Genomic DNA, 25,434 nt, shown 5'->3' with positions numbered 1-25,434 from the left:
GCCAGCGCGTCGCCCGCCGTGAACACCGCCTCCCCCGGCGGCGAGAGGTCGCGGCCGGGCTCCAGGGCCGGGGGCGGCCGGGCGACGAACCAGGGCTCGCGGCAGGCGGCGCAGCGCACCTTCCGCCCCTCGGGGCCGATCCGGTCGGGATCGAGCGTATATTCGCTTGCGCAGGACGGACAGACGATCAGCATGGCGAATCAGGCGGGGTGCGACGGGCGGGCGTCGCTCCGACTCCTCCCGCCACAGCCTTAATGCATGGTAAAGCGGCCGGCCCGGCGGGCGGATGCGGGCCCGGGGCCGATCAGCAGGAAGACCGGATGGACGTGCGAACGGACCGGGGAGCCGGGGGCAGCCTGCTCGCCGGCATGGACGAGCCGGTGGTCCGGTTCGAGAATGTCGGGATGCGCTACGGGGTCGGCCCCGAGGTGCTGAGCGACATCAGCTTCACCATCGCGCCGCACTCCTTCCAGTTCCTCACCGGGCCCTCGGGCGCCGGCAAGACCACGCTCCTGCGCCTGATCCTGCTCTCGGCCCGCCCGAGCCGCGGGCTCGTCTCGGTGTTCGGCGAGGAGGTGAGCGGCATCTCGAGCGACGCCCTGACCTCCCTGCGCCGGCGCATGGGCGTGGTGTTCCAGGATTTCCGCCTCCTCGACCACCTCACCACCTACGAGAACGTGGCGCTTCCCCTGCGCGTCCAGGGGCGCTCCGAGGCGAGCTACCGGGCCGAGGTGGTGGAGCTGCTGCGCTGGGTGGGGCTGGGCGAGCGCATGCACGTGCTGCCGCCGCTCCTCTCGGGCGGCGAGAAGCAGCGCGCCGCCATCGCCCGCGCGCTCATCGCCCGGCCCGAGCTGCTGCTGGCCGACGAGCCCACCGGCAACGTCGACCCGCAGCTCGGCCGCCGGCTCCTGCGCCTGTTCATCGAGCTCAACCGGCTCGGCACCTCGGTGCTGATCGCCACCCACGATTACGGCCTGATGGACCTCGTCGACGCCCGCCGGCTCGTGCTCGGCAACAACCGCCTGCGGGTCGAGGGATGATGCGCGAGCCCGAGCCCCGCGCGGGTACCGGCACGGGGGCCGGACGGGGCCCCGTCCCCGGGCCCCGTCCATGACCGAGGGGGCCACGCATGTCTGAGGGCGCGACCCTGGAGCGGGCGCCGCGGGCGGCGCCGGCGGCCGACCTGCCGCCCGCCTTGCGCCGCAACGCACCCCTGGTGCCGACCGACTCGAGCGCCAGCCGGGCGCTCGCGGCGGTGATCGCGATCCTCACCTTCCTGGCGGCCCTCTGTGCCGGGGCGGCCGAGATCGTCGCCTCCAGCGCGGCCCAGTGGCAGGGCGCGGTGGCCCAGGAGGTGACGATCCAGGTGCGCCCGAACCCCGGCCGCGACACCGAGGCCGACGTCGCCAGGGCCGCGGCGCTGGCGAGCGCGACGCCCGGCATCGCGGCGACGCGGCCGTTCTCGAAGGCCGAGTCCGAGCGCCTGCTGGAGCCCTGGCTCGGCGGCGGCCTCGACCTCGGCGACCTGCCGGTGCCGCGGCTCATCACGGTGCGGCTCGGCTCCGGCACGCCCGATCTCGCGGCCCTGCGCCAGCGCCTCGCCGAGGCCATGCCGGGAGTCGCGAGCCTCGACGACCACGCGCTCTGGCTCTCGCGCCTCTCGACCATGGCGAACACCGTCGTGGGGGTCGGCGTCGCCGTCGTGGCGCTGGTGCTGCTCGCCACCGGGCTCGCCGTCACCTTCGCGACCCGCGGCGCCATGGCGGGCAACCGCGAGGTGGTGGAGGTGCTGCACTTCGTGGGCGCCGACGACGACTTCATCGCCCGCGAGTTCCAGCGCCGCTTCTTCCGCCTCGGCCTGCGGGGCGGGGCGATCGGGGCCGCGGCGGCGCTCGCGGCCCTCGGCGTCGGCGGCGGCCTCGCCCGGCTCTGGCGCGCGAGCCCGGCGGGCGACGAGATCGAGGCGCTGTTCGGCGGCTTCGCCATCGGCTGGCGCGGCTACGCCAGCGTGGTGCTGATCGGGGTGATCGCCTCCATCGTCACCGGGGTGGTGTCGCGGGTCACCGTCCGGCGCTTCCTCGACTGAGGTCCCCCGGTTTCCACAGGGCCGCCGGGGCGGCGCGGTGAACGAATCGCCCCCGGGGCGGTTGCCTCTCGGCCGCCGCAATCGGCACTATGCTCGACGTGGTGAGATGACCTCGCGGATGCAGCGCGGAATGAAGACGCGAACCGCCGACGTGGTGGGCTGGTCCTGGGCCGGCGGCAGTCCCGACGAGCCCGGGCGCCGCGGCGCCGGCCTCCGACGGCGCGTCGCCTGCGCGCTCGCCGCCCTCGGGCTCGCCTCGGCGGCGTCCCTGGCGCTCGGCTTCCTGGCCTTCGTGGGCTGCCTTGCCCGCGCCGAGCGGATGCCGCTCGGCCCCTCGGACGGCATCGTGGCCCTCACGGGCGGCGCCCAGCGCATCGAGGACGCGATCGACCTCCTCGCCGCCGGCTACGGCCGCCGCCTGCTGATCACCGGCGTCAACGAGCGCACCAGCCGGGACGAGATCGCGCGCCTCAACCCGGGCCAGCAGCACCTGATCTCCTGCTGCGTCGACCTCGACTACCGGGCGCGCAACACTATCGGCAACGCCATCGAGACCCGGCGCTGGATGCGCGAGAACGGGTTTCGCAGCGTCGCGGTGGTGACCTCGAACTACCACATGCCGCGCACGCTGATCGAACTCGACCACGCCCTCGCGGGCGGCCACCGGGTGCAGCCCCATCCCGTGGTGTCGGACGGGTTCGATCCCGGCCAGTGGTGGCGCCATCCCTCCTCCGCGCGCCTGCTCGCCTCGGAATACGTCAAGTTCCTGGTGGCCTGGCTCCGCACCCGCTTCGAGAGCGATCCGGAGCAGTCCCGCGCGGCGGTGCTGGTCAGCCGCGGGCACCCGGTGAAGCTGGTGGCCGAGCCGCTGATGCGGTGAGGGCGGGCGCAACCCAGCCGGCTCCCGGGGCGCGCGGCCCGGGGGAGCGATCCCGGGACCGGGGTCCGCGTCGTCCGGTCCTAGGGCATTGTCCGGCGAAGTGGACACCGGTTCGCCGCAGAACATGCGGCACAATCAAAAACCTGGAGCAGCGGCCGATCGCAGCGTGATCGGATTCGGCTCTAGCGCCCGCGGCAGCGGGTCCCGAGCAGGTCCGAGAACTCCTTGGCCGATCCCTGGACCTGGGCCAGCCGCTCCGTGCGCTCGGCCCCCGTGAGGCAGCGGCCGTAGACGGTGGCGGCGCGGCGCATGGTGTCGACGTGCTGGCGCCAGCCCCGGCAGCGGTCCGCGTCGCTGGTGCCGAGGGTCTCGAGGCGCTCCAGGGCGACGCGCTGGGAGGATTGCGCCACCAGGAGGTCGCGCGCGCAGGTGCCGTCCGCCGCCGGGGCGGCGCCCGAGAGGGCCGGGACGGCGAGGGCCAGGACGGCGAGGAGCGGGAGGAGGCGCATCGGGCGTGACCGGAGGGAGAGGGCGCCCGGCGGGGCGGGCCGGCGCGGCGGGGAGGGGGGAGCCGATCGTGCCAGGCACCCGTGGCGGCGATCGCGGTCGTGACGCGCCTGCACCCTGCGACCCCGCTCCTGTGGACAAGTGGGCGCCCGGGGGCCTCCCGGCGCCGCGCGGCCGTGTTCAGGCCGCCTGCGGGGCCGGCGACTGGGTCAGCAGGGCGTAGAGCGCGTCCGCGTCCCGCGCCGCCCGGATGCGGTCGATGATGCCGGGCTCGCGCAGCACGCGGGCGACCCGGGCCAGCGCCTTGAGGTGGTCGGCGCCCGCGCCCTCCGGCGCGAGGAGCAGGAAGGCGATGTCGACCGGCTGGCCGTCGAGGGCCTCGAAATCCACCGGCCGCTCGAGCCGGGCCACCAGCCCGAAGAGCTGGCTCAGGGCCGGCAGCTTGCCGTGCGGGATCGCGACGCCCTCGCCGATGCCGGTCGAGCCCAGGCGCTCGCGCTGGAGCAGCGTCTCGAAGATCTCCCGCTCGTCGAGGCCCGGCAGGTGTCTGGCCGCGTGGGCGGCCAGCTCCTGGAGAACCTGCTTCTTGCCCTGCGCGCGCAGCGCCGGGAGGACCGCCTCCGGCTTCAGGAATTCCAGCAATGGCATCGAGACCGCTGCCTCATCGACGGGATGCGCGCGCGCATTCCCGCTCATGCTCCAGGACCGGAGGCAACCCGCGAGGCCGGGGCCGGATGAGGGGCCCGCTCACGGAGTGCCGCGTTCCGGCGGATCGATCCACCCGATCGCGCCGTCGCCCCGTCGATATACGACGTTGACCCGCTCGGTGCCAGCGTGAACGAAAACGACCACAGGGGCGCCGGTCAGGTCGAGCTCGACCACCGCCTCGCTCACGGTGCGCCGGTGCAGCGTCCGGGTGCTCTCGGCGATGACCGGGGGATGGTCCCCGGTATCCTCCTCGGGCGTCTCCATGACCGCGTAGGCCGCCTCCATGACGGCGGTGTCCGGCTGGGCGTCCTTGGCCTGGCCGTTGGGATGGGTCTTCAGGCGGTGCTTGTAGCGCCGCAGGCGCTTCTCGATGCGGTCCGCGCTCTGGTCGAAGCTCGTGTAGGCGTCGTGGGCGGCCCCGGAGGCTTCCAGGGTGATGCCGGAGGGCAGGTGCAGCACGCAGTCGGTGCGGAAGGCGCTGCCGTCGCGGGCCACCGTGACGTGGCCCGCGTAGGCGCCGTCGAAGTACTTGGCCAGGGCGGCGGCGATCCGCTGCTCGACGCGGGATCGCAGGGCCTCACCCAGGTCGACGCCGCGACCTGACACGCGCAATGCTGCCATCGGCTCCCTCCGGTTCTGTCGTCGGCCCCGCGCAGGGGACGCTCCGGCTGCGGGCCGATCATCAGAGCTAGGAACGCGGAATCGTGAAGTCAACGCGGGAGGTCCGCCGGCGCCCCGGCCGGGAAGGCCCCGCGGCGCCGGGCCGGCTCAGCGCGCCGACAGGGCGGAGCGCTCGCGGCGGCGCTCGATCGAGGAGGGGATGCGCAGGGATTCCCGGTACTTCGCCACGGTCCGGCGGGCGATGTCGACGCCCTCGCCGCGCAGGCGCTGCACCAGGGCGTCGTCGGAGAGCACGTCGTTGGACGCCTCGCCGTCGATGAGCTGCTTGATGCGGTGGCGCACCGCCTCCGAGGAATGGGCGGCCGTGCCGGCGGCGCCCGGGATCGCCGCGGTGAAGAAGTACTTCATCTCGAACGTGCCGCGGCTGGTGCCGATCGACTTGTTGGAGGTCACCCGCGAGACGGTGGATTCGTGCATGCCGATCGCGTCGGCGACGGTCTTCAGGTTGAGGGGCCGCAGGTGCGCGACGCCGTTGACGAAGAAGCCGTCCTGCTGGCGCACGATCTCGCTCGCCACCTTCAGGATGGTGCGGGCGCGCTGCTCCAGGCTGCGGGTGAGCCAGTTGGCGGTCTGCAGGCACTCGGACAGGAAGGCCTTGTCGGTGTCGTTCCGGGCCCCCCGCGAGACCGTGGCGTAGTAGGTCTGGTTGACGAGGACCCGCGGCAGCGCCTCGCCGTTCAGCTCGACCAGCCAGGAGCCGTCGGGGGCGGGCCGCACGAACACGTCCGGCACCAGCACCTCCACGGGGCCGCTGCCGAAGGCCCGGCCGGGCTTCGGGTCGAGCCGGCGCAGCTCGCCCAGCATGTCCGACAGGTCCTCCTCGTCGACGCCGCACAGCCGGCGCAGGGCCGGGAAGTCGCGCTTGGCCACGAGGTCGAGGCGGGAGACCAGGGCCTGCATGGCCGGGTCGAAGCGGTCCTGCTCGCGCAGCTGGAGGCTGAGGCACTCGGCGAGGTCGCGGGCGCCCACCCCGGAGGGGTCGAAGCCCTGGATCAGCGCCAGCACCCGCTCGACGAGGGCGGCGGCGACCCCGAGGCGCTCGGCCAGGGCCGCCACGTCCTCGCGCAGGTAGCCGGCCTCGTCGATGGCGTCGACCAGGAAGCCGCCGACGAGCCGCTCCACGGGATCGCGCGTCGCGAGGTCGAGCTGGCCCGAGAGGTGGTCGTGCAGGGAAACCTGCGCGGTGAGCGTCGCCTCGAAGTCGGGCGCCTCGCCGTCGAAGCTGCCGCCGGTGTTGCCCCAGGGCGCCGGGGTCAGGGAGAGCCCGTCGGTGCCCGGCCCCTCGCGGCCCACCGGCCCGTCGTCCGGGAACACGTTGTCGAGGCGCGTGCCGAGGTCGCCCTCGATCTCGCTGCGGCTCGGGTTCAGGTCCTGCGCCAGCCACGGCTCGGCCTGGGGCTCGCCGTCGTAGGCGTCCGGGGCGCCCTCGAACTCGTCCCGCGGGGGCGCCTCCGCCGCCTCGCCGCGGGCCTCGCCCGCCTCGTGGCCCTCGGCCTCCATCCGCTCGAGGAGCGGGTTGCGCTCCAGCTCGGCGTCCACGTAGGCGGCGAGATCGAGGTGGGAGAGCTGGAGGAGCTTGATCGCCTGAAGCAGTTGCGGCGTCATCACCAGGGCTTGGCCCTGGCGCATCTCGAGCCGTTGCAGCAATCCCATCAGCCAGCCCCGGAGGTGCGGCGCCGGGCGTCCGCCCGGGCCGGCACATTTCTTGCTTCAAACATCGCCGAACCAGCTTTAGACCGAAGCGAGACACCCGTCAAAGCGGTCTTGAGGGGCTCCGGGCCGGTCGCCGCAGAGTGGCCGCTGTTTCCGCGCTCCGCCAGGGGAAAAGAATCGAATCATCCTGACGGATCGGTGAAGGCCGGCGGTGGTCAGAGCCGGAAATCCTCGCCCAGATAGAGGCGGCGCACGTCCTCGTTGGCGACGATGGCGTCCGGCGTCCCCTCGGTCAGGATGCGCCCCGAATGGACGATGTAGGCCCGGTCGATCAGGCCGAGCGTCTCGCGCACGTTGTGGTCGGTGATCAGCACGCCGATGCCGCGCCCCTTCAGGTGCATGACGAGCTCCTGGATGTCGCCGACCGCGATCGGGTCGATGCCCGCGAAGGGCTCGTCGAGCAGCATGAACGACGGCGAGGAGGCGAGCGCCCGGGCGATCTCGCAGCGCCGGCGCTCGCCGCCCGAGAGGGCGATGGACGGGGCCTTGCGCAGGCGCGTGATGTTGAACTCGTCGAGGAGCGCGTCGAGCTTGCGCTCGCGGGTCTTGCGGTCGGGCTCCACCACCTCGAGGACGGCCCGGATGTTGTCCTCGACGTTGAGGCCGCGGAAGATCGAGGCCTCCTGCGGCAGGTAGCCGATGCCGAGGCGGGCGCGCTGGTACATCGGCAGGCGGGTGATCTCGTGGCCGTCGAGGCTGATGGTGCCGCGGTCGGCCGAGACGAGACCGGTGATCATGTAGAAGATCGTGGTCTTGCCGGCGCCGTTCGGGCCGAGCAGCCCGACCGCCTCGCCGTTGCGCACGGTAAGGCCGGCATCGTGCACCACCGTGCGGGCGCCGTAGCTCTTCTGGAGGCCGCGCACCGCCAGGATGCCGTGCCCGCCGAACCCGTCGGGCGCCGCCCCGTCCGGCGCCGCGGCACGCGCGCGCGACCGCCCGAGCAGGCGCCCGAGCAGGCGCCCGAGGCGCGAGGCCGCGGGCATCGCCTGGGCGCGGAGCGGCAGGGCGGAGGGAGGGGTCAAGGGTGTGCTCTCTCGCTGCGACGGGACGGGCCGGCGGCCGGTTCCCCGCCGCGGCGGCCTCTCCGCCCCTGGCGGCCGCGCGGCGAGATTGTCCGGCGCTGGTGTTAGCGAAGCCCGGCGCTCCCCGCAACGCGGGCGCCGCCGGCGCCGCGCCCGCAACCCGAGCGCCCGCGACCCGAGCGCCCGCCGGCCCCGGGACCCCGGCGTCCCCGGGAGCGCGGGACGGCGTCGGCGGCGCGGCCCGTGTTGCGCCGCGATCCGATTGCCCGTAGAAAAAAACGAACATTCGACAGTTATCTTTGAATCGTTCAACTTCCAGACACTCGGGCACGCAGAGCTGAGGACATGTCGCAGGACGCAAGGGAAGGCGGCGCGGGCAGGCCGCCGGCGCAGGAGCGGGACGCCCCGCCGGGCCGCGAGGCCGGCGCCTGGATCGACTCGGCGGCCCTGATGCGGGGCCGGCGCGAGGTCATGATCGTCCACGCGGGCGAGCGCTACCGCCTGCGGGTCACCGCCAGCGACAAGCTCATCCTGACGAAATGACGCCGACCCGCCCCGCCCCCTCCCGGCGCGCGCTCCTGCTCGCCGCCGCCGTCCTGGCGCTGCCGCGGGCCGCGCGGGCCGGCCCGCCGCCCGCGCCCGCCCGCATCGTCTCCCTCGGGGGGGCGGTGACCGAGATCCTCTACGCCCTCGGGGCCCGGGACCGCATCGTGGCGGTCGACACGACGAGCCTCTACCCGGCCGAGGCCCTGCGCCTGAAGCCCAATGTCGGCTACCTGCGCGCGCTCTCGGCCGAGGGCATCGTGTCGACGCGGCCCGACCTCGTGATCGCCGCCGAGGGGGCGGGGCCGCCCGACGTGCTGGCGCTGGTGCGGGAGGCCGGGGTGCCGGTCGCCCCCGTGCGCGACCCGCCGACCCGCGAGGGCGTCCTCGACAAGATCGCGGCGGTCGGCCGCCTCGCCGGCCTCGACGCCGAGGCGCGGACCCTGGCGGCCTCGGTCGAGGCGGGGTTCACGGCCCTCGCGGCGGAGCGGTCCCGCATCGCCCGGCCCATCGGCGTCCTCGTGGTCCTCTCGCTCCAGAACGGCCGCGTCATGGTGGGGGGCCGCAACAGCACGGCGGACGGGATGCTGGCCCTTGCGGGGGCCCGCAACGCGGCCGCGGCCGTCGAGGGCTTCAAGCCCCTCACCGACGAGGCGATCGTCGCGGCGGCCCCGGACGCGGTCGTGGTGATGCGCACCGAGCAGGGCAGCGCCACGCCCGAGGCGGTGTTCGCCCAGCCGGGCCTCGGCCGCACGCCGGCCGCGGCCCGGCGCGCCCTCGTGGCGATGGACGGCCTCTCCCTCCTGGGCTTCGGCCCGCGCACCCCCGAGGCCGCCCGGGAGCTGATGCGGGCGCTCTACCCGGACCCGCCGCGTGAGTGAGGGGCCGGGCCTCGCGGGCGCCGCCCTCCGGCGCCCGAACGCGTTCCTGGTGCTGGCCGGCCTCGCGGGCCTCGCGGCGGCCGCGGCGCTCGTGTCCGTCGGGACCGGCGCGGTCCCGATCCCGCCCGCCCGCATCCTCGACCTCCTGCGGCGCGGGGCGGCGGACCCGGACCTCGCCCGGGACGCCGGCATCATCCTCGGCATCCGGCTGCCCCGGACGCTGCTCGGCCTGATGGTCGGGGCCGCCCTCGCGGCCTCCGGCGCGCTGATGCAGGGCCTGTTCCGCAACCCCCTGGCCGATCCGGGCCTCGTCGGGGTCTCCTCCGGGGCGGGCCTCGCGGCGGCGGCCGTCATCGTGCTCGGCGACCGGCTCCTCGCCGCCCTCGGCCTGCCCGGCCCGCTGCCCTTCGGGGTGCTCCCGGCCGGCGCGTTCCTGGGCGGCCTCGCGGCGACGGCGGCGCTCTACGGCATCGCGACCCGGTCCGGCCGCACCTCGGTCGCCACCATGCTGCTCGCCGGCCTCGCCCTCGGCGCCCTCGGCGGGGCCCTGACCGGCCTCCTCGTCAGCATCAGCGACGACCGCCAGCTGCGCGACCTGACGTTCTGGTCCCTCGGCAGCCTCGGGGCGCCACCTGGGCCAAGGTGGCGGCGACCGCCCCGGTGATCCTGCCGGTGCTCCTCGCGGTGCCGTTCCTCGGCCGCGGCCTCAACGCCCTCGTCCTCGGGGAGGCGGAGGCGTTCCACCTCGGCGTCGACGTGCAGGCCCTCAAGCGCGCCGCGATCCTGCTCGTCGCCGGGGCGGTGGGGGCGAGCGTCGCGGCCGCCGGCGTCATCGGGTTCGTGGGCCTCGTGGTGCCGCACGCCCTGCGCCTCGCCGTCGGGGCGGAGCACCGCCTGCTCCTGCCCGCCGCGGGCCTGCTCGGGGCCGCCCTGCTCGTCCTCGCCGACGTCGCGGCCCGCCTCGTCGCGGCGCCCGCCGAGCTGCCCATCGGGATCGTCACGGCCCTCGTCGGCGCGCCCGTCTTCCTCTGGCTGCTCCTCGGGCGGGCACGCCTCCTCGATGCCTGACGGGCCCGGCGCGGCCGACCTCCTGCTCGAGGCCCGCGACCTCGGCTACCGGGTCGGCGGGCGCGACCTCGTGCGCGGCGTCGCCCTGCGGGTCGAGGCCGGCAGCCTCCAGGCCGTCGTCGGCCCGAACGGCGCCGGCAAGTCGACGCTGCTGCGGCTCCTCTGCGGCGAGCTGCGGCCGACGCGCGGGCAGGTCGCCTACGCGGGCGAGCCGGTGGAGCGGATCCCGCCCTGGCGCCTCGCCGGGCTGCGGGCGGTGCTGCCGCAGAGCGCGCGGCTGGCCTTCTCGTTCTCGGTCGCGGAGGTCGCCCGCATCGGCCTCGACGGCGTCGGGCGCCGCCGCGACGCCCGCGCCGAGGCGGCGATCCTCGCCCGCGCGCTCGAGCAGGCCGACGTCGCCCACCTCGCGGCGCGCGCCTACCAGAGCCTGTCGGGCGGCGAGCAGGCGAGGGTGCAGTTCGCCCGGGTGCTGTGCCAGCTCGCGGCGGGCCGCACCGTGGCGGCCCGCCAGGTGCTCTTCCTCGACGAGCCCACCGCCAGCCTCGACCTGCGCCACCAATGCGCCGTCCTGGATGCGGCGGCCGACCTCGCCCGGCAGGGCGCCGGGGTGGTGGCGATCCTGCACGACCTCAACCTCGCGGCCGCCTACGCGGGCACGCTCCTCGTCCTGCACGAGGGCCGCCTCGTCGAGCAGGGACCGCCCGGGCGCGTCCTGCGCGACGACGTGATCGCCTCCGTGTTCGGCGTGCGCTGGCGGGTCGGCTGGACGCCGGGGCCCGGGCAGCCCTTCCTGCTGCCGCAGCCGGGTGTTGCCGCCGCGCCACGGCCGCCGCCGGAGTGAGGGCGGCCTGGAACCGTTCGAAGCCGCCCCCGAGGCAGCTTTGAGCCGCCCCAAGCTGGGCCACGCGCGCCGTCGTTGACCCCTCCCGCCGCGCCCCCCATCACACCGGGAGCCAGCCCGCCTTCCGCCAGCCAGCCACGCCCACGCGCTGTCCCCCTGGCTTGCGGAAATCCCCATGGTCGCTGCCCGCTCCCTCGTCCCCTCCCGCCGCGCCGCCCTCGCGCTCGGGGCCGCGCTCCTCTGGGCCGGGGCGGCCCGGGCCCAGGCGCCCGGCGCAACCGCTCCGCCGGCCCCGGAGATCGGCCTCGACACCATCACGGTGACGGCGACGAAGACGCCGGAGACGGCGGTCGACGCCCTGTCGGGCACGAGCGTGGTGACCCGCGAGCAGATCGAGCGCCTCCAGCCGAGCCACCTGTCGGACGTGCTCGTCGGCGTGCCCGGCGTGACCACGCAGGAGAACCAGAACGATCCCGCCCAGGCGATCAACATCCGCGGCCTGCAGGATTTCGGGCGGGTCAACGTGCTGGTCGACGGCGCGCGCCAGAACTTCCAGACCTCCGGCCACTCCGCCAACGGAGTGTTCTACCTCGATCCCGAGCTCGTCGGCGGCATCGACATCACCCGCGGCCCGACCGCGACCATCTACGGCTCCGGGGCCATCGGCGGCGTCGTGGCCTTCCGCACCCGCTCGATCGACGACATCCTGACCCCCGACGAGCGGGCCGGCGCGGTGCAGAAGTGGGGTTTCGGCACCAACGGGCAGAGGTTCCTGAACTCGACCGCCCTCGGCGCCCGCGTCGGCACCGCCGCCGACGTCTTCGGCCAGTTCGTCTACCGCAACAACGATCCCTACCGGGACGGCCAGGGCACGCTCGTCCGCGACACCGGCAGCGAGCTGGTCTCGGGCCTCGCGAAGCTGAACGTCCGCCCGGCCGACGGCCACGCGATCGGCGCTACGGCCCTGCTCCAGCGCTTCGACTTCGCCAACGCGGGGACGAGCAACGCGGGCGCGCGCTTCGCCAACGCGGTCCAGGCCGACACCTACACGCTCGGCTACCGCTTCGCCCGCCCCGACGTGCCGCTCCTCGACCTCAGCCTGAAGGGCTACGCCACCACCACCCGCAACGACCTGACGTTCCTCGAGGACACGGCGAGCGGCCTCTACGGCCGGCTCGGCACGCGGGCGGGCGACCGGCTGAGCTACGACATCGAGACCCGCGGCTTCGACGTCCACAACACCGCCCGCTTCGACACCTTAGCGCTCGGCCACGCCCTGACGGTGGGCGGCGACGCCGTGTTCGACCACGTGCGCACCCGCGACAACGCGGGCGGCTTCGGGGCCGCCTTCACGCCCTCGGGCGAGCGCACCCTGGCGGGCGCCTTCGTGCAGGACGAGATCCGCTACGCCTCCTGGCTCAGGGTGATCGGCGCCCTGCGCTACGACCGGTACGCCCTCGCGGGCGGCGCCTACCGGTCCGACGGCGAGCGGGTTTCGCCCAAGATCACGCTCGGGGTCTCGCCGCTCCCGGGCATCGAGCTCTACGCCACCTACGCGGAGGGCTACCGCGCGCCCTCCGTCACCGAGACCCTGGTGCAGGGCATCCACCCGTTCCCGGCCTTCAGCATCCTGCCGAACCCGACCCTGCGCCCGGAGGTCGCCCGCACCGTCGAGGGCGGCATCAACCTGAAGACCAACGAGGTGCTCGCCCCCGGCGACGCCTTCCGGGCCAAGCTCAACGTCTTCCACAACATCGTCGACGACTACATCAACGTCTCGAGCGTCGGGCCGACCTACTTCGTGCCGGCGATCGCCGGCATCCCGGCCTCGATCTGCGCCCGGATTCCCGGGCGCTTCCCGTGCGTGATCCCGGTCCGGTCCTTCCAGTACCTCAACATCGCGCAGGCCGCGCTGTCGGGCGTCGAGCTCGAGGCGGCCTACGACTGGGGCGGGGGCTTCGTGAGCCTCGCCGGCACCCACGTCGACGGCCGCGACCGGGCGACGGGGGAGACCCTGCTCACCGTGCCGCCGGACCGGATCAGCGCGACCCTGGCCTTGCGCCTCCTCGACGAGCGCCTGACCGTCGGCACCCGCCTCACCCTCGTGGCGGCCCGGACGGACGTGCCCGCCGGCACCACGCTGCTGGCGACCAAGGGCTACGGCCTCGTCGACCTGTTCGCCAGCTACCAGCCGAACGACCGCATCCGGGCCGACTTCATCCTCCAGAACGCCTTCGACAGGCGCTACGTCCAGTACCTCAACGCCCTGCCCAGCCCGGGCCTGACCGCGAAGGCCGCGATCAGCATCAAGTTCGCGACCCGCTGAGCGGCGCCCCTTGATAAATCCGCCCGCATCGCGCAGCAGCGGTCCGACCCTCGAACCCGGATGGACCGATGCTCTCGCTCCTCGACCTGCGTGCCCGGATCGCCACCGGCCGCCTCACGCCCGCCGGGGCGGTCGGCCTCGTGCGCGAGGCCATCGCGGCCCGCGAGCCCGAGGTGGGCGCCCTCGTGTGCGTCGATCCCGCGCCCCACGTCGCCCCGGACGGCCCCCTCGCGGGCATCGCGGTCGGCGTCAAGGACATCATCGACACCGCCGACCTGCCGACCGCGATGGGCTCGGCGATCTACGCCGGCTGGCGCCCGCGGGCCGACGCGCCCGTGGTGGCGCGGCTCCGGCGCCTCGGGGCCGTGCCCCTCGCCAAGACCACCACGACGCCCTTCGCGTTCATGGACCCGACCGCGACCCGCAACCCGCGCAACCCCGGCCACACGCCGGGCGGGTCGTCGGCGGGCTCGGCCGCCGCGGTGGCGGCCGGCATGCTGCCGCTCGCGCTCGGCACCCAGACCGGCGGCTCGGTGATCCGGCCGGCGGCCTTCTGCGGCGTCGTCGGCGTGAAGCCGTCCTTCCGGCTGCTGCCGACGGTCGGGGTGAAGTGCTTCTCCTGGGCCCTCGACACCGTCGGGCTGTTCGCCGCCGGCGTCGCCGACGCGGCCCACGCCCTGGCGCTGATGACGGACCGGCCGGGCCTCGACCTCCCGGCGACCGACCCGGGGGCGCCGCGGATCGGAATCGTGACCCAGGATTTCTGCGCGGCGCCGGCCCCGGAGGCCCTGGCGGCGCTCGCCCGCGCGGCGGCGGCGGCCGAGCGGGCCGGGGCGACTTTGCGCGACCTCGCCCTCCCGGCCCCGTTCGGCGAGGCCTTCGCGTGCCATCCGACGATCCAGGATTTCGAGGCCCACCACGCCCTCGCCTGGGAGTACGCCCACCACCGCGAGGCCCTGCCGCCCCACCTCCGGGCCGCCCTCGAGCGGGCGCAAGGGATCGAGACGCCCGCCTACGACGCCGCCCGCCGGGTCGCCCACCACGCGCGGCGCGGCCTCAAGGACGTCTTCGGCGAGAGCGGGGTCGACGTGATCCTGACGGTCTCCGCCCCCGGGCCGGCGCCGGCGGGCCTGGCCTCGACGGGGGATTCCCGCTTCAACCGCCTCTGGACCCTGATGGGGGTGCCCTGCGTCACGCTGCCGGTCGACGTGACGGCCGCGGGCCTGCCGCTCGGCGTGCAGGTCATCGCCCGCTTCGGCGACGACGGCCGGGCGCTCGCGGCGGCGCGGCTGATCGAGCGGGCCCTGGCCTGAGGCCCCGGGAGCGACGGGCCGGCTCGCCGTCCCGCGGGGACGGGCCGCGGGCCCGCGCGCCGCGGCGCAGGCGGACCCCGCCGCGGCGGAGCGGGAACGCCCCCGCTCCGCCGCGGGCCGATCAGACGAAGTACTGGCCGCCGTTGATCGTCAGTGTCGAGCCGGTGATGAAGCCCGCCTGCTCGCCGGCCAGGAACTCCACCGCGCGGGCGATCTCCTCGACCTCGCCCAGGCGCCCGACCGGGATGTGGGGCAGGATCTTGGCCTTGAGCACGTCGGGGGCGATCGCCTTCACCATCTCGGTGGCGATGTAGCCCGGCGCGATCACGTTGACGGTGATGCCCTTGTTGGCGTTCTCCTGCGCCAGGGCCTTGGCGAAGCCGATCACCCCGGCCTTGGCGGCCGAGTAGTTGGTCTGGCCCATCTGGCCCTTCTGCCCGTTGATCGACGAGATCAGGATGATGCGCCCGAAGCCGCGCGCGCGCATGCCGTCGATGAGCGGCCGCGTGCAGGTGAACATCGAGTCGAGGTTGGTGCGGATCACCGCCTGCCACTGCTCGAAGGTCATCTTGTGGAACATGCCGTCGCGGGTGATGCCGGCGTTGTTCACCAGGATGTCGATCGGGCCGAGCTCGGCCTCCGCGGCCCGGATGCCGCTCTCGCAGGCGGCGGGATCGCCGACGTCGAACTTGAACACCGGGATCCCGGTCTCGGCCTTGAAGGCGTGGGCCGCCTCGTCGTTGCCGCCGTAATTGGCCGCGACCTTGTAGCCGGCTTCCTTCAGCCCCTTCGAGACGGCGGCGCCGATGCCGCGCGTGCCTCCCGTGACCAGTGCGACGCGTTCTGCCATTGGCCTCTCCTCACAGCGTTCGAGCGTTTCGTCCCTCGGCGCCCCCCGTCGATACGGGACGGGCGGCGGCCGTTCCACACCGAAGGTGCGTCCCTCGGCCGTCTGGCTGGCGGATCGGCCGGGGCCCGGCCGGTCCGCGGATCGTCGTCCCGCGCGCCGCCGGCGCGCGGGGCCCCGGCCGTCAGCGCTCGATGCACATGGCGACGCCCATGCCGCCGCCGATGCACAGGGTGGCGAGGCCCTTCTTGGCGTCGCGGCGCTGCATCTCGTGAAGCAGCGTCACCAGCACGCGGGCGCCCGAGGCGCCGATCGGGTGGCCGATCGCGATGGCGCCGCCGTTGACGTTGACCTTGGCATCGTCGAACCCGAGCTCCTTGTTGACCGCGAGCGCCTGGGCCGCGAAGGCCTCGTTCGCCTCGATCAGGTCGACCTCGGCGGCCTTCCAGCCGGCCTTCTCCAGGGCCTTGCGGGAGGCCGGGATCGGGCCCGTGCCCATGATCTTCGGATCGACGCCGGCGGTGGCCCAGGAGCGGATGCGGGCGAGGGGCGTCAAGCCCCGCCGCTCGGCCTCGGCCGCCGACATCAGCACCAGGGCGGCGGCGCCGTCGTTGATGCCCGACGCGTTGCCGGCCGTGACCGTGCCGTCCTTGGAGAAGGCCGGCTTCAGCTTGCCCATGTTGGCCACCGTGGCGCCGTCGCGGATGTACTCGTCGGTGTCGACCACCACGTCGCCCTTGCGCGAGGTCACGGTCACCGGGGCGATCTCGTCCTTGAACCGGCCCTCCTTCTTGGCGGCCTCGGCCTTGTTCTGCGAGCGCGTCGCGAAGGTGTCCTGCTCCTCGCGGGTGAGCTGCCACTGCTGGGCGATGTTCTCGGCCGTGTTGCCCATGTGGTAGCCGTTGAAGGCGTCCATCAGGCCGTCCTTCAGCATCGTGTCGACGAGCTTGACGTCGCCCATCTTCTGGCCGCCGCGCAGGTACTGGGCGTGGGGGGCCATCGACATCGATTCCTGGCCGCCCGCCACGATGATGGCGGCGTCGCCGTTGGCGATCTGCTGCATGCCCACCGCCACCGTGCGCAGGCCCGAGCCGCAGAGCTGGTTGAGGCCCCAGGCGGTCTTCTCCTGCGGGATGCCCGCCGCCATGGCGGCCTGGCGGGCCGGGTTCTGGCCCTCGCCGGCGGCGAGGACCTGCCCGAAGATCACCTCGTCGACCTCCTCGGGGGAGACCTTGGCCCGCTCAAGGGCCGCCTTGATGGCGACCGCGCCGAGCTGGTGCGCCGGCACGGTGGCGAAGGCCCCGTTGAACGAACCGACCGGGGTGCGGGCGGCTCCCACGATGACGACGTCTGCCTGCTCTGCCATGGGCCTCTCCTCGTGATTCACCGTCGTTCGGACGGGCTTGCGCGGCACGCCAGTGGTTGCCGTCGCCGCCCGGCCGCATTAACCCGATGAAAGCTCTGGCCTGCGCGAAGTCAAGCGGCCGCCGCGGCGGCCGGAGGCCCTGGCCGGCGCACGGTTTGCGTGGACGATGCGCAGATTGCTATTTTCGCCAGCAAACGAAGGCCTTAAGGTCGAGCCATGAAGCACGCTGAAAATTCGGCCCGCGCCGGAGCGTCCGGTCTCCGCCGGGCTCGCCTTGAGGGAGATGCCGTCCAGATGGCGGACAGCGGCAAGTCGGCACCCACCGTCATCAAGAAGTACGCCAACCGGCGTCTCTACCACACGGGGACCTCGACCTACGTCACGCTCGAAGATCTCGCCGCGATGGTGCAGGCGGGCGAGGACTTCGTGGTCTACGACGCCAAGTCCGGTGAGGACATCACCCGCTCGGTCCTGACGCAGATCATCTTCGAGCAGGAGAACAAGGCCGGGGCCGAGAACCTCCTGCCGGTGGCCTTCCTGCGCCAGCTGATCCGCTTCTACGGCGACAGCATGCGGGCGATGGTGCCGAGCTTCCTCGAGTTCTCGATGGATCATCTCGCCCGCGAGCAGGACGGCCTGCGCGAGAAGATGTCCCAGACCTTCGGCGCCACCGCCTTCCAGCACGCCATGGAGGAGCAGGTCCGCGCCAACATGAGCTTCTTCAGCGAGGCCATGCGGATGTTCACGCCCTTCGGGCCCGCCGGACAGGCCGGGGCCGACAAGCAGGGGGAGGCGCCCGCCGCCGCCCCGGCCCCCCGCGGCGAGCTCGACGACCTCAAGCGCCAGATGGCCGAGATGCAGAGCCGGCTCGAGGCGCTCGCGAAGAAGTAGGTCCTCGGGACGGCACGGCGCGCCGCTTGCGGCGTTGGTCCGATGACGCATCCCGAGGAGGCGCGCCGTGGCCCATCCTGACACGCCCGTTCCGGGGTCGGACTCCCCCTGCCGCGCCCTGGCACGCCTCGAGGAGCCCGCGCCGCCCCACGCCGTGCCGGCGCGCCCGCTCGCGACCTTCCTGGTGCAGCTGATCGACGGCCCCGCGGGCGCGCTCCGGCCCTCGCGCCTGCGCCGCTCGCGCGAGGCCTCGGCGCGCTACGCCGCCCGCGGCGCGGGAGGCTGACCCGTCAGGGTCGCCGAGACGACGGCGCCCGTGGGCGCCGCCGCTCCGTCAAAGATCCCGGCCCGGCGCGACCGGCCGGACGCCGTCACGCGTCGGACTTGACCTTCAGGACCTGCCGGCCGCGGTACATGCCGGTCTTCAGGTCGATGTGGTGGGGGCGGCGCAGCTCGCCCGAATCCTTGTCCTCGACGTAGGTCGGGGCCTTGAGGGCGTCGGCGGAGCGGCGCATGCCGCGCCGCGACGGAGAGGTCTTTCGCTTCGGAACGGCCATGGAAACGTCTTCCCGTGCAACAAAACAGGCGCAGGGCCGCTCCGGCGCAGGGCCGCTCCGGGCGGAGCCGCCGCGCGCCTTCAGCGATCCTGATCGGAGCGGCTCTATACAGACAATGCCGGGCGCTGGCTAGCCCGGCGGCGCGGCGCGCGGTGCGGCATCCCCCGGGGGCCCGGGCGCGCGATTCAGCTTCCGTTCAACGGCCGAGGTGGCATGATGGGCGCGTCGACCGGGTCCGATGCTGGTGACCCGATCGGAGGTCCCCGTCATGTCCGAGATCCGTCCCTTCGCCCGCATCGGCCGCGCCCTGGCGCTGGCGGCCCTGCTCGGAGCCGCCGCCCCGGCGCTGGCCCAGGCTCCCGCCACAGCCCCCGCCGCGCCGGCGACCCGGCCCGCCCCCGCCCCCGCCCCGGCGGCGACGCCCGGCCCGAAGGCGGCGCCCGCCCCCGCGGCCCCCAAGGACACGGCCGCCAAGCCCGCCCTGATCGACCTCAACAGTGCCACCAAGGCCGAGCTCGACACCCTGCCGGGCATCGGCGCGGCCCGGGCCGACGCGATCATCAAGGGCCGGCCCTACCGGGGCAAGGACGAGCTCCTGTCGAAGAAGATCGTGCCGTCGAACGTCTACGAGGGCATCAAGGACAAGGTGATCGCCCGCCAGAAGACCTGAGGCCGGCGGCTTGCCGGCCCGGGGTCGGGGTGGTAGGCGCCGCGGGGCGAGGGCGGCCCCCGGGCCGCCCCGCTCCCCGCCGCCGGATGCCGACCCGCCCATGCCCCATCGCCTGCACCGCGGCGACCTTCCCGACGCCTACGATCCGGGCTCCTCCATCGCGGTCGACACCGAGACCCTCGGGCTCGCGCCGCACCGCGACCGGCTCTGCGTGGTGCAGGTCTCCCGCGGCGACGGCGTGGCCGACGTGGTGCAGATCCCCCGCGCCGGCCCCGCGCCGGTGGTGCTCAGGCGCGTGCTGGCCGACCCGGCCGTAACCAAGATCTTCCACTACGCCCGCTTCGACCTCGCGGTGCTCTACCACCGGCTCGGCGTCATGCCCGGGCCGATCTACTGCACCAAGATCGCCTCGCGCCTCGTCCGCACCTACACCGACCGGCACGGCCTGAAGGACCTGGTGCGGGAGCTGCTCGGGGTGGAGCTCTCGAAGCAGCAGCAATCCTCGGATTGGGGCGCCGACACCCTGAGCCAGGCGCAGATCGACTACGCGGCCTCGGACGTCCTCCACCTCCACGGGCTGCGCGAGCGGCTCGACCTGATGCTCGCGCGCGAGGAGCGCGCCGGGATGGCGCAGGCCTGCTTCGACTTCCTGCCGACGCGGGCGCGCCTCGACCTCCTGGGCTGGGACGAGACCGACATCTTCGCGCACAGCTGAGGCACATCCCCGCGGCCTTGATCCTTCGGCAACGCCGGGCGGCCATAACTTCGACACCGGGCGGCGGCATGGCTTCCCGCAGGGCCGATCGTCGCGCGAAGCCCGCGCGCGCCGGATCGAGCCCGGAGCGCGATCCAGGTGGCCACGCCTTTGCTCGAAGCGGTCCAGACCCCACTCCCCCTGCCGGCCGCCGATCCGCGGCGCCTGCGGGCCCACCGGCAGGCGCGCCGCCACAGCGCCCACGTGCGCTGGCTGCGCCGGGCGATCCCCCTCGGGGCGGGCGCGGCCGGCCTCGCGATCGTGGTCGGGACCTGGCTCAACCCCTTCGCCGACCTCGGCGTGTCGGTGTCGCTCGGGTCGATCGGCGTCTCGGGCTCCAAGGTCACCATGGAGAGCCCGCGCCTCGCCGGCTACCGCTCGAAGGACAACCGCCCCTACGAGGTCACCGCCCGGGCGGCCCTCCAGGACGTGCGCAAGCCCTTCGTGATCGAATTGCAGAGCATGAGGGGCCGCCTCAACACCGACCAGAGCGGCGGGCTCGCCCACGTCGAGGCCACGGCCGGGATCTTCGACACCCAGAAGGAGGCGCTGGACCTGAGCCAGCACATCCGCCTCTGGACCGACAAGGGCCAGGAGGCGCGCCTGACCTCCGCCCACGTCGACTTCAAGGCCGGCACGATGACGTCGCGCGAGGCCGTCACCGTCACGCTGCCGAGCGGCACGATCCGGGCCGACGGCCTCGACGTCGCCGAGAGCGGCAAGGTCATCTCGTTCGTCGGCAACGTCAAGGCGGTGTTCGCGAGCCGCGACGACGCCAGGGACGAGGCGGGCGCGACCCCGCTGCGGACCTCCGAGGCCCTGATCAAGGACGACCAGCCGTGAGAGCCAAACCCCTCATCCTGGCCCTCGCCGCCCTGGCGCTGGCCGGGCCGGCCGGCCTCAGGGCCGAGACCGCGGCCCCGGCCAAGAAGGAGAAGGAGCGCGGCTCCGGCTTCGGCGCCTTCGGGGGCACCGGCAAGGAGCCGATCAAGATCGACGCCGACCGGCTCGACGTGTTCGACCGCGAGAACAAGGCGGTGTTCGCCGGCAACGTCGTGGCGGTGCAGGGCGAGAGCACCATCCGGTGCTCCAGCATGACCGTCCACTACCAGCGCGGCAAGGACAAGGACGCGAAGGCCGCCGGGGAGGGCGCCCCCAAGGCGGCCCCGTCGCCGGCGCAAGGTCCGGCCCAGGCTTCGCTCCAGGCCCCGGTCCAAGCCCCCGCCAAGGCCGCCGACGCGAAGCCCCGGGCCGCCGACGCCCGGCCGGCTGCCGCCGAGGCCAAGCCCGAGGCCAGGTCGGATGCCAAGGCGGACACCAAGTCCGACGCCAAGTCCGACGCCAAGTCCGACGCGGCCGACGGCAGCGCGATCCGGCAGGTGGTCTGCGCCGGGCCCGTGACGGTGGTGTCCAAGGACCAGGTCGCGAGCGGCGACAACGCGGTGTTCGACCGGGTGGCCAACCGCGTGGTGCTGACCGGCAACGTCGTCCTGAGCCAGTGCCAGAACGTCACCCGCGGCTCGCGCCTCGTCTACGACATGAACACCGGCCGGGCGAACATGGACCCGACGGCCGGCGGCCGCGTCTCGGCGATGTTCGTGCCGGGCGGCAAGGACGAGGGCGGCAAGCAGGGGGGCAAGCAGGCCGGCTGCCCGCAGCCGCCCGCCCAGGCGGGCAAGCCCGCCGCCAAGCCGCGGGCCCAGGCCGGGAACTGACCGGCGCGGCGGGGCGCGCGCGGGCTCAAGGTCCGGCGATTGCCCGCTCGGCCGCCCGGGCGAGCGCGAGGAAGCGCGCGCCGTCGAGCCCCAGCCCCCAGGCTTCGTAGAGCAGCCGGCCGCCGTTCGGCAGGGCGTCGAAGGCGTAGGGCGGCGCCTCGCGGAACCGCTCGAGGGCGATGGGGCACTGGTTCAGGATCGCGGCCTGGCTGGCGTGGTCGGAGAACAGCGCGGCCTTGAGGGCGCAATCCTCCGGGTCGAGGTGGATCGCGACGGCGCGCCGGGGCGGCGCCGCTGGCAGGAAGGCGCCCGCCTCCATCCCGTCCGGGCCGCGGTGGTAGAACGGCATCTCGATCACCGTCAGCCGGTCGCCCATCAGCCGCCGGGCGCCCTGGAGCGCCAGCGCCACGGCGTCGTGGTCCGGGTGGCCGCCCTCGTAGGCGTGGGTGAGCGCCAGCGCGATGCCGTGCTCGGCGAAGAGGGCGGCGAGGCGGCGCGCGATGTCGGCGATCGCCGCCGCCGCCCCCTGGTCCGGGTGGCCGAGGCCGATCCGCCGCCCGGGCGGCACGCCCGCCCGGGTGAGCGCCGCGTCGAGCTCGCGGGCCCGGGCCGCGGCGTAGGCCTGCGGGTCGGCGAAGCCCCGCCGCGTCGCGTCGCGCCCGTCCCGGGGGGCGCCGTCGGTGACGTGGATGACGGTGAGGCCGGCGAGGCGAGGGAGCTGCGCCCCGCAGCCGATGCTCTCGTCGTCGGGATGCGCCACCACCAGGGCGGCCCGCTGCGCCGCCACCGGCCCGCGGGCCGGGTCGGCGAGGGCGGCGAGGAACGCCTCCGCCGCCGGGGAGCTCGGGGCGACCGGGCCGGGCGTCAGCATGGCGCCCGGGCCCCGGGGGACGGGGGCAGCGCCCGCCCGGGCCGGCCGGGCGCGGTGCGGATCGTCGCCGCGTCGCTCATGCGGGGCCCTCGGCTCCTGGGGTGGCGGGTCGCCCCCGTCATGGCGGCAGGACCGGCGGGGCGCAAGGTCCGGGTCCGGTAGTTTGCGCGCATGCAAACCCGTCCTGGCGTCCCGGGGCATGGCGCCGGCGCTCGCCCGGGGCCACCTGCGGGGGCGAACCGACGCCCGGAGCGCCGGTCGGATCGACGCAGGATCTTCGCCATGCAGCTCACGGGAATCCACCACCTCACCGCCGTCACGGCCCGGGCCGCGGACAACTTCGCGTTCTACACCCGCGTGCTCGGGCAGCGGCTCGTGAAGAAGACCGTCAACCAGGACGACGTCTCGGCCTACCACCTGTTCTACGCCGACGGCCTCGCCTCGCCGGGCTCCGACCTCACCTTCTTCGACTGGCCCGCCCCGCGGGAGCGCCGCGGCACCAACAGCGTCGCCCGCACCATGCTGCGGGTCTCGGGCGACGGCACGCTGGCGTGGTGGCGCGAGCACCTCGCCCGCCAGGGCGTGACCCACCGGCTCCCGGTGGAGCGCGACGGGCGCCTCACCCTCGACTTCGAGGACCCGGAGGGCCAGCGCCTCAGCCTCGTGGACGACGGCGGCGCCGGCCCGGCCCACCCCTGGGAGCCGAGCCCGGTCCCGGCCGCGCGCCAGATCCGGGGGCTCGGGCCGATCCTGATCAGCGTGGCCGACCCGGCGGCGACGGAGGCCGTGCTGACCGGGGTGATGGGGATGCGGGCGGTCCGCACGTACGCGGCGGCCGACGCCGCCGCGGAGGGCTCGGCGCAGCAGCCCGTGCAGGTCTACGCCATGGGGGAGGGCGGGCCCGCGGCCGAGCTGCACGTCGTCGCCGAGCCGGCGCTGGGGCCCGCCCGCCAGGGCGCCGGCGGCGTCCACCACGTCGCCTTCCGGATCCCGGACGCGGATTACGAGGCCTGGGCCGAGCGCCTGCGCAGCCTCAGGGTGCCGTCGAGCGGGCCGGTGGACCGCTACTACTTCCGCAGCCTGTACTTCCGCGAGCCCAACGGCGTGCTGTTCGAGATCGCCACGGACGGCCCGGGCTTCGCCACCAACGAGCCGCTCGCGCGCCTGGGCGAGCGCCTCGCCCTGCCGCCGTTCCTCGAGCCGCGCCGGGCCGAGATCGAGGCAGGGCTGGCGCCGCTCTGAGCGGCGCGCCCGGGCACGCCGGGCAATGCCGGCGTGCCCGCGGGCGGCTGCCGTCCCGCCGGATGTGCTGGATGGCCCCGTCCGGCGCGCGAGGCCGGGGCGGCGCTCACCCTCCTGGAGGCGGCCATGATGCGGTTCGCACCCGGGCCCCACGCCGGCATGGACGCGCTGCCGGTGACCGGGGCGCTCGACGAGGCCGGCCTGACGGGCGGCCTGCGCGCGACGCGCCACCTCGTCGCCGGCAGCACCGGACCGGCCCTGAGGGCGCGGCGTTCCGGGGCGCGGCCGGGGACGGGCCGCGCCCCCGCGGGGCCGCCCTGCGGCCTGACGGGCACGCAGACCCCGCTTGTGCGCGGGCGTCTTGACGGCGATGCCGCACTTGCGAGATGACCTGACCCAAACGGTCTGAGCCTCAGGATTCGTATCCGCGATGAGCAACTTCAACGAGGAGCGCGTGCTGTCCGTCCACCACTGGACCGACTCGCTCTTCAGCTTCCGCACGACCCGCGACCCGTCGTTCCGCTTCCGCAACGGCGAGTTCACGATGATCGGGCTCAAGACCGACGGCAAGCCGCTGCTGCGCGCCTACAGCGTGGTCAGCGCCAACTACGAGGACGAGCTGGAGTTCTTCTCCATCAAGGTCGCCAACGGCCCGCTCACCTCGAAGCTCCAGCACCTCAAGGTCGGCGACCCGATCGTGGTCAGCCGCAAGGCCACCGGCACCCTGGTCCTCGACAACCTGATGCCCGGGCGGCACCTCTACCTGCTCGGCACCGGCACCGGCCTCGCCCCCTTCATGGCGATCATCAAGGACCCGGAGACCTACGAGCGCTTCGAGAAGGTGGTGCTCGTCCACGGCTGCCGGCAGATCCAGGAGCTCGCCTACGGCGAGACGATCACCGATGGCCTGCCCAACCACGAGCTCATCGGCGAGATGGTGCGCGACCAGCTCATCTACTATCCGACCGTCACCCGCGAGCCGTTCCGCAACCGCGGCCGCATCACCGACCTGATGACCTCCGGCAAGCTGTTCGAGGATGTGGGCCTGCCGCGGATGTCGAAGGCGGCCGACCGCTTCATGCTGTGCGGCAGCCCCGACATGATCCGCGACACCCGCGACCTCCTCAGCGAGGCCGGCTACGTCGAGGGCAACCACGGCGAGGCCGGCCACTACGTCATCGAGAAGGCCTTCGTCGAGAAGTAGAGCCCGTCCGGGAGGCCGCGGCGGCGTCGCTCCGCGGGAGCCCCGGGGCCGGGCCGCCGATCGCCCGCGGGGCGTGCCACGGGAGCCCTGGGCCATGCGCATCCTGCTGATCAACCCCAACACCACGCCCGCCGTGACCGAGCAGGCGGCGGCCCACGTGCGCGGGCTGATCCCGGCCGAGATCGTGCCGGCGACCGGGCGCTTCGGGGCGCGCTACATCGCGAGCCGCGCCGCCGCGGCCATCGCCGGTCACGCGGCCCTCGATGCCCTCGCGGCGCATGTCGCGGGCTGCGACGCGGTCTACCTCGCCTGCTTCGGCGATCCGGGCCTCCTCGCCCTCAAGGAGGTCTCGCCCGTGCCGGTGGTGGGGATGGCCGAGGGCGCGCTGCACCTCGCCTGCACGCAGGGGCGGCGCGTCGGCATCGTCACCGGCGGGGCGCTGTGGCGGCCGATGCTGGAGGAGTTCGTGGCCGCGCAGGGGCTGTCGGCCCGGCTCTCCGGCATCCGCACCGTGGCGCCGACCGGGGGCGAGATCGCCCGCGATCCCGACGCCGCCCTCGGCCGCCTCGCCGCCGCCTGCCGGACCTGCGCGGAGGAGGACGGGGCCGACGTGGTGGTGCTCGGCGGCGCGGCGCTCGCGGGCCTCGCCGCCCGCGTGCAGCCCGGGGTGCCGGTGCCGGTGATCTGCTCCGTCGAGGCGGGCGCCCGCGCGGTCGTGGCGGCGGCGGGCCTCGCCGCCGGCCGCCCC

General features: G+C 74.5%; 28 protein-coding genes and 1 pseudogene. 19 read left to right on the top strand and 10 right to left on the bottom strand.

The window, feature by feature from the left end; translation table 11 throughout:
* The coding region (locus tag DT057_RS24945; RefSeq protein ID WP_203236367.1) for a zinc-ribbon domain-containing protein at positions 1-194 on the bottom strand (194 nt) is incomplete at its 3' end.
* A gap of 126 nt (positions 195-320) precedes the next feature.
* Here DT057_RS24945 and ftsE point away from each other — a divergent pair.
* The 3 genes from ftsE (at position 321) to DT057_RS24930 (ending at position 2,966) form a co-directional block, all read left to right on the top strand.
* A complete protein-coding gene (gene ftsE, locus DT057_RS24940; protein ID WP_128564799.1) occupies positions 321-1,040 on the top strand; it encodes a cell division ATP-binding protein FtsE in 720 nt (239 codons plus the stop codon).
* Positions 1,041-1,129: 89 nt separating this feature from the next.
* Positions 1,130-2,086 carry a cell division protein FtsX gene (locus DT057_RS24935; protein WP_128564798.1) on the top strand — a complete coding sequence of 319 codons (957 nt, stop codon included), beginning with the start codon at positions 1,130-1,132 and terminating at the stop codon, positions 2,084-2,086.
* 130 nt (positions 2,087-2,216) lie between these two features.
* The gene (locus tag DT057_RS24930) at positions 2,217-2,966 is read left to right on the top strand and encodes a YdcF family protein (RefSeq protein WP_128564797.1); all 750 of its coding nucleotides are present in this window, start codon (positions 2,217-2,219) and stop codon (positions 2,964-2,966) included.
* A 182-nt stretch (positions 2,967-3,148) separates the two neighbouring features.
* Here the strand turns inward: DT057_RS24930 and DT057_RS24925 are convergent, their stop codons facing one another.
* The 5 genes from DT057_RS24925 to lptB form a co-directional block, all read right to left on the bottom strand.
* The gene (locus DT057_RS24925) at positions 3,149-3,475 is read right to left on the bottom strand and encodes a hypothetical protein (protein ID WP_128564796.1); all 327 of its coding nucleotides are present in this window, start codon (positions 3,473-3,475) and stop codon (positions 3,149-3,151) included.
* A 178-nt stretch (positions 3,476-3,653) separates the two neighbouring features.
* On the bottom strand, positions 3,654-4,121 hold the full coding sequence (ptsN, locus tag DT057_RS24920; protein WP_128564795.1) for a PTS IIA-like nitrogen regulatory protein PtsN: 468 nt from the start codon (positions 4,119-4,121) through the stop codon (positions 3,654-3,656).
* A 99-nt stretch (positions 4,122-4,220) separates the two neighbouring features.
* Complete coding sequence (gene hpf / locus DT057_RS24915) at positions 4,221-4,802, bottom strand: ribosome hibernation-promoting factor, HPF/YfiA family (protein WP_128564794.1); 582 nt, start codon at positions 4,800-4,802, stop codon at positions 4,221-4,223.
* A gap of 147 nt (positions 4,803-4,949) precedes the next feature.
* Positions 4,950-6,515 carry an RNA polymerase factor sigma-54 gene (gene rpoN / locus DT057_RS24910; protein WP_128564793.1) on the bottom strand — a complete coding sequence of 522 codons (1,566 nt, stop codon included), beginning with the start codon at positions 6,513-6,515 and terminating at the stop codon, positions 4,950-4,952.
* Between the two features lie 215 nt (positions 6,516-6,730).
* On the bottom strand, positions 6,731-7,558 hold the full coding sequence (gene lptB, locus DT057_RS24905; RefSeq protein ID WP_203236368.1) for an LPS export ABC transporter ATP-binding protein: 828 nt from the start codon (positions 7,556-7,558) through the stop codon (positions 6,731-6,733).
* Between the two features lie 384 nt (positions 7,559-7,942).
* Here lptB and DT057_RS24900 point away from each other — a divergent pair, with 384 nt between their 5' ends.
* From DT057_RS24900 to DT057_RS24875, 6 genes and pseudogenes are all read left to right on the top strand, one after another.
* Positions 7,943-8,140 carry a hemin uptake protein HemP gene (locus tag DT057_RS24900; protein ID WP_128564791.1) on the top strand — a complete coding sequence of 66 codons (198 nt, stop codon included), beginning with the start codon at positions 7,943-7,945 and terminating at the stop codon, positions 8,138-8,140.
* Positions 8,137-9,021, top strand: a complete 885-nt coding sequence (locus DT057_RS24895; protein WP_128564790.1) for a heme/hemin ABC transporter substrate-binding protein — start codon at positions 8,137-8,139, stop codon at positions 9,019-9,021. Before DT057_RS24900 ends, DT057_RS24895 begins: the two co-directional genes overlap by 4 nt.
* A pseudogene (locus DT057_RS24890) lies at positions 9,014-10,089 on the top strand (FecCD family ABC transporter permease). The gene DT057_RS24895 and the pseudogene DT057_RS24890 overlap by 8 nt, the downstream one beginning before the upstream one ends.
* Positions 10,082-10,930 carry a heme ABC transporter ATP-binding protein gene (locus DT057_RS24885; protein WP_128564789.1) on the top strand — a complete coding sequence of 283 codons (849 nt, stop codon included), beginning with the start codon at positions 10,082-10,084 and terminating at the stop codon, positions 10,928-10,930. Before DT057_RS24890 ends, DT057_RS24885 begins: the two are co-directional and overlap by 8 nt.
* A 175-nt stretch (positions 10,931-11,105) precedes the next feature.
* Positions 11,106-13,256 carry a TonB-dependent hemoglobin/transferrin/lactoferrin family receptor gene (locus DT057_RS24880; protein WP_128564788.1) on the top strand — a complete coding sequence of 717 codons (2,151 nt, stop codon included), beginning with the start codon at positions 11,106-11,108 and terminating at the stop codon, positions 13,254-13,256.
* A gap of 68 nt (positions 13,257-13,324) precedes the next feature.
* Entirely contained in the window at positions 13,325-14,569 is a 1,245-nt protein-coding gene (locus DT057_RS24875; protein WP_128564787.1) for an amidase, read from the top strand.
* 121 nt (positions 14,570-14,690) lie between these two features.
* On the opposite strand, the gene phbB is transcribed toward DT057_RS24875, so the two are convergent.
* Entirely contained in the window at positions 14,691-15,419 is a 729-nt protein-coding gene (phbB, locus tag DT057_RS24870) for an acetoacetyl-CoA reductase (RefSeq protein ID WP_128564786.1), read from the bottom strand.
* Between the two features lie 181 nt (positions 15,420-15,600).
* Entirely contained in the window at positions 15,601-16,782 is a 1,182-nt protein-coding gene (locus DT057_RS24865; RefSeq protein WP_128564785.1) for an acetyl-CoA C-acetyltransferase, read from the bottom strand.
* 294 nt (positions 16,783-17,076) lie between these two features.
* Between DT057_RS24865 and phaR the strand changes: the two genes are divergently transcribed.
* Positions 17,077-17,673: a polyhydroxyalkanoate synthesis repressor PhaR gene (phaR, locus tag DT057_RS24860; RefSeq protein WP_128564784.1), complete on the top strand. Its 597-nt coding sequence runs from the start codon at positions 17,077-17,079 to the stop codon at positions 17,671-17,673.
* A gap of 67 nt (positions 17,674-17,740) precedes the next feature.
* Complete coding sequence (locus tag DT057_RS24855; protein WP_128564783.1) at positions 17,741-17,959, top strand: hypothetical protein; 219 nt, start codon at positions 17,741-17,743, stop codon at positions 17,957-17,959.
* A gap of 85 nt (positions 17,960-18,044) precedes the next feature.
* Here the strand turns inward: DT057_RS24855 and rpmF are convergent, their stop codons facing one another.
* Entirely contained in the window at positions 18,045-18,230 is a 186-nt protein-coding gene (gene rpmF / locus DT057_RS24850; protein ID WP_048425702.1) for a 50S ribosomal protein L32, read from the bottom strand.
* A gap of 268 nt (positions 18,231-18,498) precedes the next feature.
* Here rpmF and DT057_RS24845 point away from each other — a divergent pair, with 268 nt between their 5' ends.
* From DT057_RS24845 to DT057_RS24830, 4 genes are all read left to right on the top strand, one after another.
* The gene (locus DT057_RS24845; RefSeq protein ID WP_128564782.1) at positions 18,499-18,900 is read left to right on the top strand and encodes a ComEA family DNA-binding protein; all 402 of its coding nucleotides are present in this window, start codon (positions 18,499-18,501) and stop codon (positions 18,898-18,900) included.
* 100 nt (positions 18,901-19,000) lie between these two features.
* Positions 19,001-19,615: a ribonuclease D gene (locus DT057_RS24840; RefSeq protein WP_128564781.1), complete on the top strand. Its 615-nt coding sequence runs from the start codon at positions 19,001-19,003 to the stop codon at positions 19,613-19,615.
* A gap of 138 nt (positions 19,616-19,753) precedes the next feature.
* Positions 19,754-20,497: an LPS export ABC transporter periplasmic protein LptC gene (gene lptC / locus DT057_RS24835; RefSeq protein WP_128564780.1), complete on the top strand. Its 744-nt coding sequence runs from the start codon at positions 19,754-19,756 to the stop codon at positions 20,495-20,497.
* A gap of 32 nt (positions 20,498-20,529) precedes the next feature.
* Positions 20,530-21,369, top strand: coding sequence for an LptA/OstA family protein (locus DT057_RS24830; protein WP_238313208.1), 840 nt, complete (start codon positions 20,530-20,532; stop codon positions 21,367-21,369).
* Positions 21,370-21,394: 25 nt separating this feature from the next.
* Here the strand turns inward: DT057_RS24830 and DT057_RS24825 are convergent, their stop codons facing one another.
* The gene (locus DT057_RS24825; protein WP_238313155.1) at positions 21,395-22,240 is read right to left on the bottom strand and encodes a PIG-L deacetylase family protein; all 846 of its coding nucleotides are present in this window, start codon (positions 22,238-22,240) and stop codon (positions 21,395-21,397) included.
* A 282-nt stretch (positions 22,241-22,522) separates the two neighbouring features.
* Here DT057_RS24825 and DT057_RS24820 point away from each other — a divergent pair, with 282 nt between their 5' ends.
* The 4 genes from DT057_RS24820 to DT057_RS24805 all read left to right on the top strand — a co-directional run.
* Positions 22,523-23,482, top strand: a complete 960-nt coding sequence (locus DT057_RS24820; RefSeq protein WP_128564779.1) for a ring-cleaving dioxygenase — start codon at positions 22,523-22,525, stop codon at positions 23,480-23,482.
* 126 nt (positions 23,483-23,608) lie between these two features.
* On the top strand, positions 23,609-23,872 hold the full coding sequence (locus tag DT057_RS24815) for a hypothetical protein (RefSeq protein ID WP_128564778.1): 264 nt from the start codon (positions 23,609-23,611) through the stop codon (positions 23,870-23,872).
* Between the two features lie 40 nt (positions 23,873-23,912).
* The gene (locus DT057_RS24810; protein WP_128564777.1) at positions 23,913-24,686 is read left to right on the top strand and encodes a ferredoxin--NADP reductase; all 774 of its coding nucleotides are present in this window, start codon (positions 23,913-23,915) and stop codon (positions 24,684-24,686) included.
* Positions 24,687-24,780: 94 nt separating this feature from the next.
* On the top strand, positions 24,781-25,434 hold a 654-nt coding region (locus tag DT057_RS24805), incomplete at its 3' end, for an aspartate/glutamate racemase family protein (RefSeq protein WP_128564776.1).

It is taken from the genome of Methylobacterium crusticola (genome assembly GCF_003574465.1).
Classification (GTDB): Bacteria; Pseudomonadota; Alphaproteobacteria; order Rhizobiales; family Beijerinckiaceae; genus Methylobacterium; species Methylobacterium crusticola.
The sequence above is the reverse complement of the archived record's forward strand: the minus strand, read 5'-3'. Positions and strand labels throughout refer to the sequence as shown.

Coding starts and splice junctions, on each gene's coding strand:
- ftsE (WP_128564799.1), top strand. CDS start 321: ATGGACGTGCGAACGGACCGGGGAGCCGGGGGCAGCCTGCTCGCCGGC.
- DT057_RS24935 (WP_128564798.1), top strand. CDS start 1,130: ATGTCTGAGGGCGCGACCCTGGAGCGGGCGCCGCGGGCGGCGCCGGCG.
- DT057_RS24930 (WP_128564797.1), top strand. CDS start 2,217: ATGAAGACGCGAACCGCCGACGTGGTGGGCTGGTCCTGGGCCGGCGGC.
- DT057_RS24925 (WP_128564796.1), bottom strand. CDS start 3,475: ATGCGCCTCCTCCCGCTCCTCGCCGTCCTGGCCCTCGCCGTCCCGGCC.
- ptsN (WP_128564795.1), bottom strand. CDS start 4,121: ATGCCATTGCTGGAATTCCTGAAGCCGGAGGCGGTCCTCCCGGCGCTG.
- hpf (WP_128564794.1), bottom strand. CDS start 4,802: ATGGCAGCATTGCGCGTGTCAGGTCGCGGCGTCGACCTGGGTGAGGCC.
- rpoN (WP_128564793.1), bottom strand. CDS start 6,515: ATGGGATTGCTGCAACGGCTCGAGATGCGCCAGGGCCAAGCCCTGGTG.
- lptB (WP_203236368.1), bottom strand. CDS start 7,558: ATGCCCGCGGCCTCGCGCCTCGGGCGCCTGCTCGGGCGCCTGCTCGGG.
- DT057_RS24900 (WP_128564791.1), top strand. CDS start 7,943: ATGTCGCAGGACGCAAGGGAAGGCGGCGCGGGCAGGCCGCCGGCGCAG.
- DT057_RS24895 (WP_128564790.1), top strand. CDS start 8,137: ATGACGCCGACCCGCCCCGCCCCCTCCCGGCGCGCGCTCCTGCTCGCC.
- DT057_RS24885 (WP_128564789.1), top strand. CDS start 10,082: ATGCCTGACGGGCCCGGCGCGGCCGACCTCCTGCTCGAGGCCCGCGAC.
- DT057_RS24880 (WP_128564788.1), top strand. CDS start 11,106: ATGGTCGCTGCCCGCTCCCTCGTCCCCTCCCGCCGCGCCGCCCTCGCG.
- DT057_RS24875 (WP_128564787.1), top strand. CDS start 13,325: ATGCTCTCGCTCCTCGACCTGCGTGCCCGGATCGCCACCGGCCGCCTC.
- phbB (WP_128564786.1), bottom strand. CDS start 15,419: ATGGCAGAACGCGTCGCACTGGTCACGGGAGGCACGCGCGGCATCGGC.
- DT057_RS24865 (WP_128564785.1), bottom strand. CDS start 16,782: ATGGCAGAGCAGGCAGACGTCGTCATCGTGGGAGCCGCCCGCACCCCG.
- phaR (WP_128564784.1), top strand. CDS start 17,077: ATGGCGGACAGCGGCAAGTCGGCACCCACCGTCATCAAGAAGTACGCC.
- rpmF (WP_048425702.1), bottom strand. CDS start 18,230: ATGGCCGTTCCGAAGCGAAAGACCTCTCCGTCGCGGCGCGGCATGCGC.
- DT057_RS24845 (WP_128564782.1), top strand. CDS start 18,499: ATGTCCGAGATCCGTCCCTTCGCCCGCATCGGCCGCGCCCTGGCGCTG.
- DT057_RS24840 (WP_128564781.1), top strand. CDS start 19,001: ATGCCCCATCGCCTGCACCGCGGCGACCTTCCCGACGCCTACGATCCG.
- DT057_RS24825 (WP_238313155.1), bottom strand. CDS start 22,240: ATGCTGACGCCCGGCCCGGTCGCCCCGAGCTCCCCGGCGGCGGAGGCG.
- DT057_RS24820 (WP_128564779.1), top strand. CDS start 22,523: ATGCAGCTCACGGGAATCCACCACCTCACCGCCGTCACGGCCCGGGCC.
- DT057_RS24815 (WP_128564778.1), top strand. CDS start 23,609: ATGATGCGGTTCGCACCCGGGCCCCACGCCGGCATGGACGCGCTGCCG.
- DT057_RS24810 (WP_128564777.1), top strand. CDS start 23,913: ATGAGCAACTTCAACGAGGAGCGCGTGCTGTCCGTCCACCACTGGACC.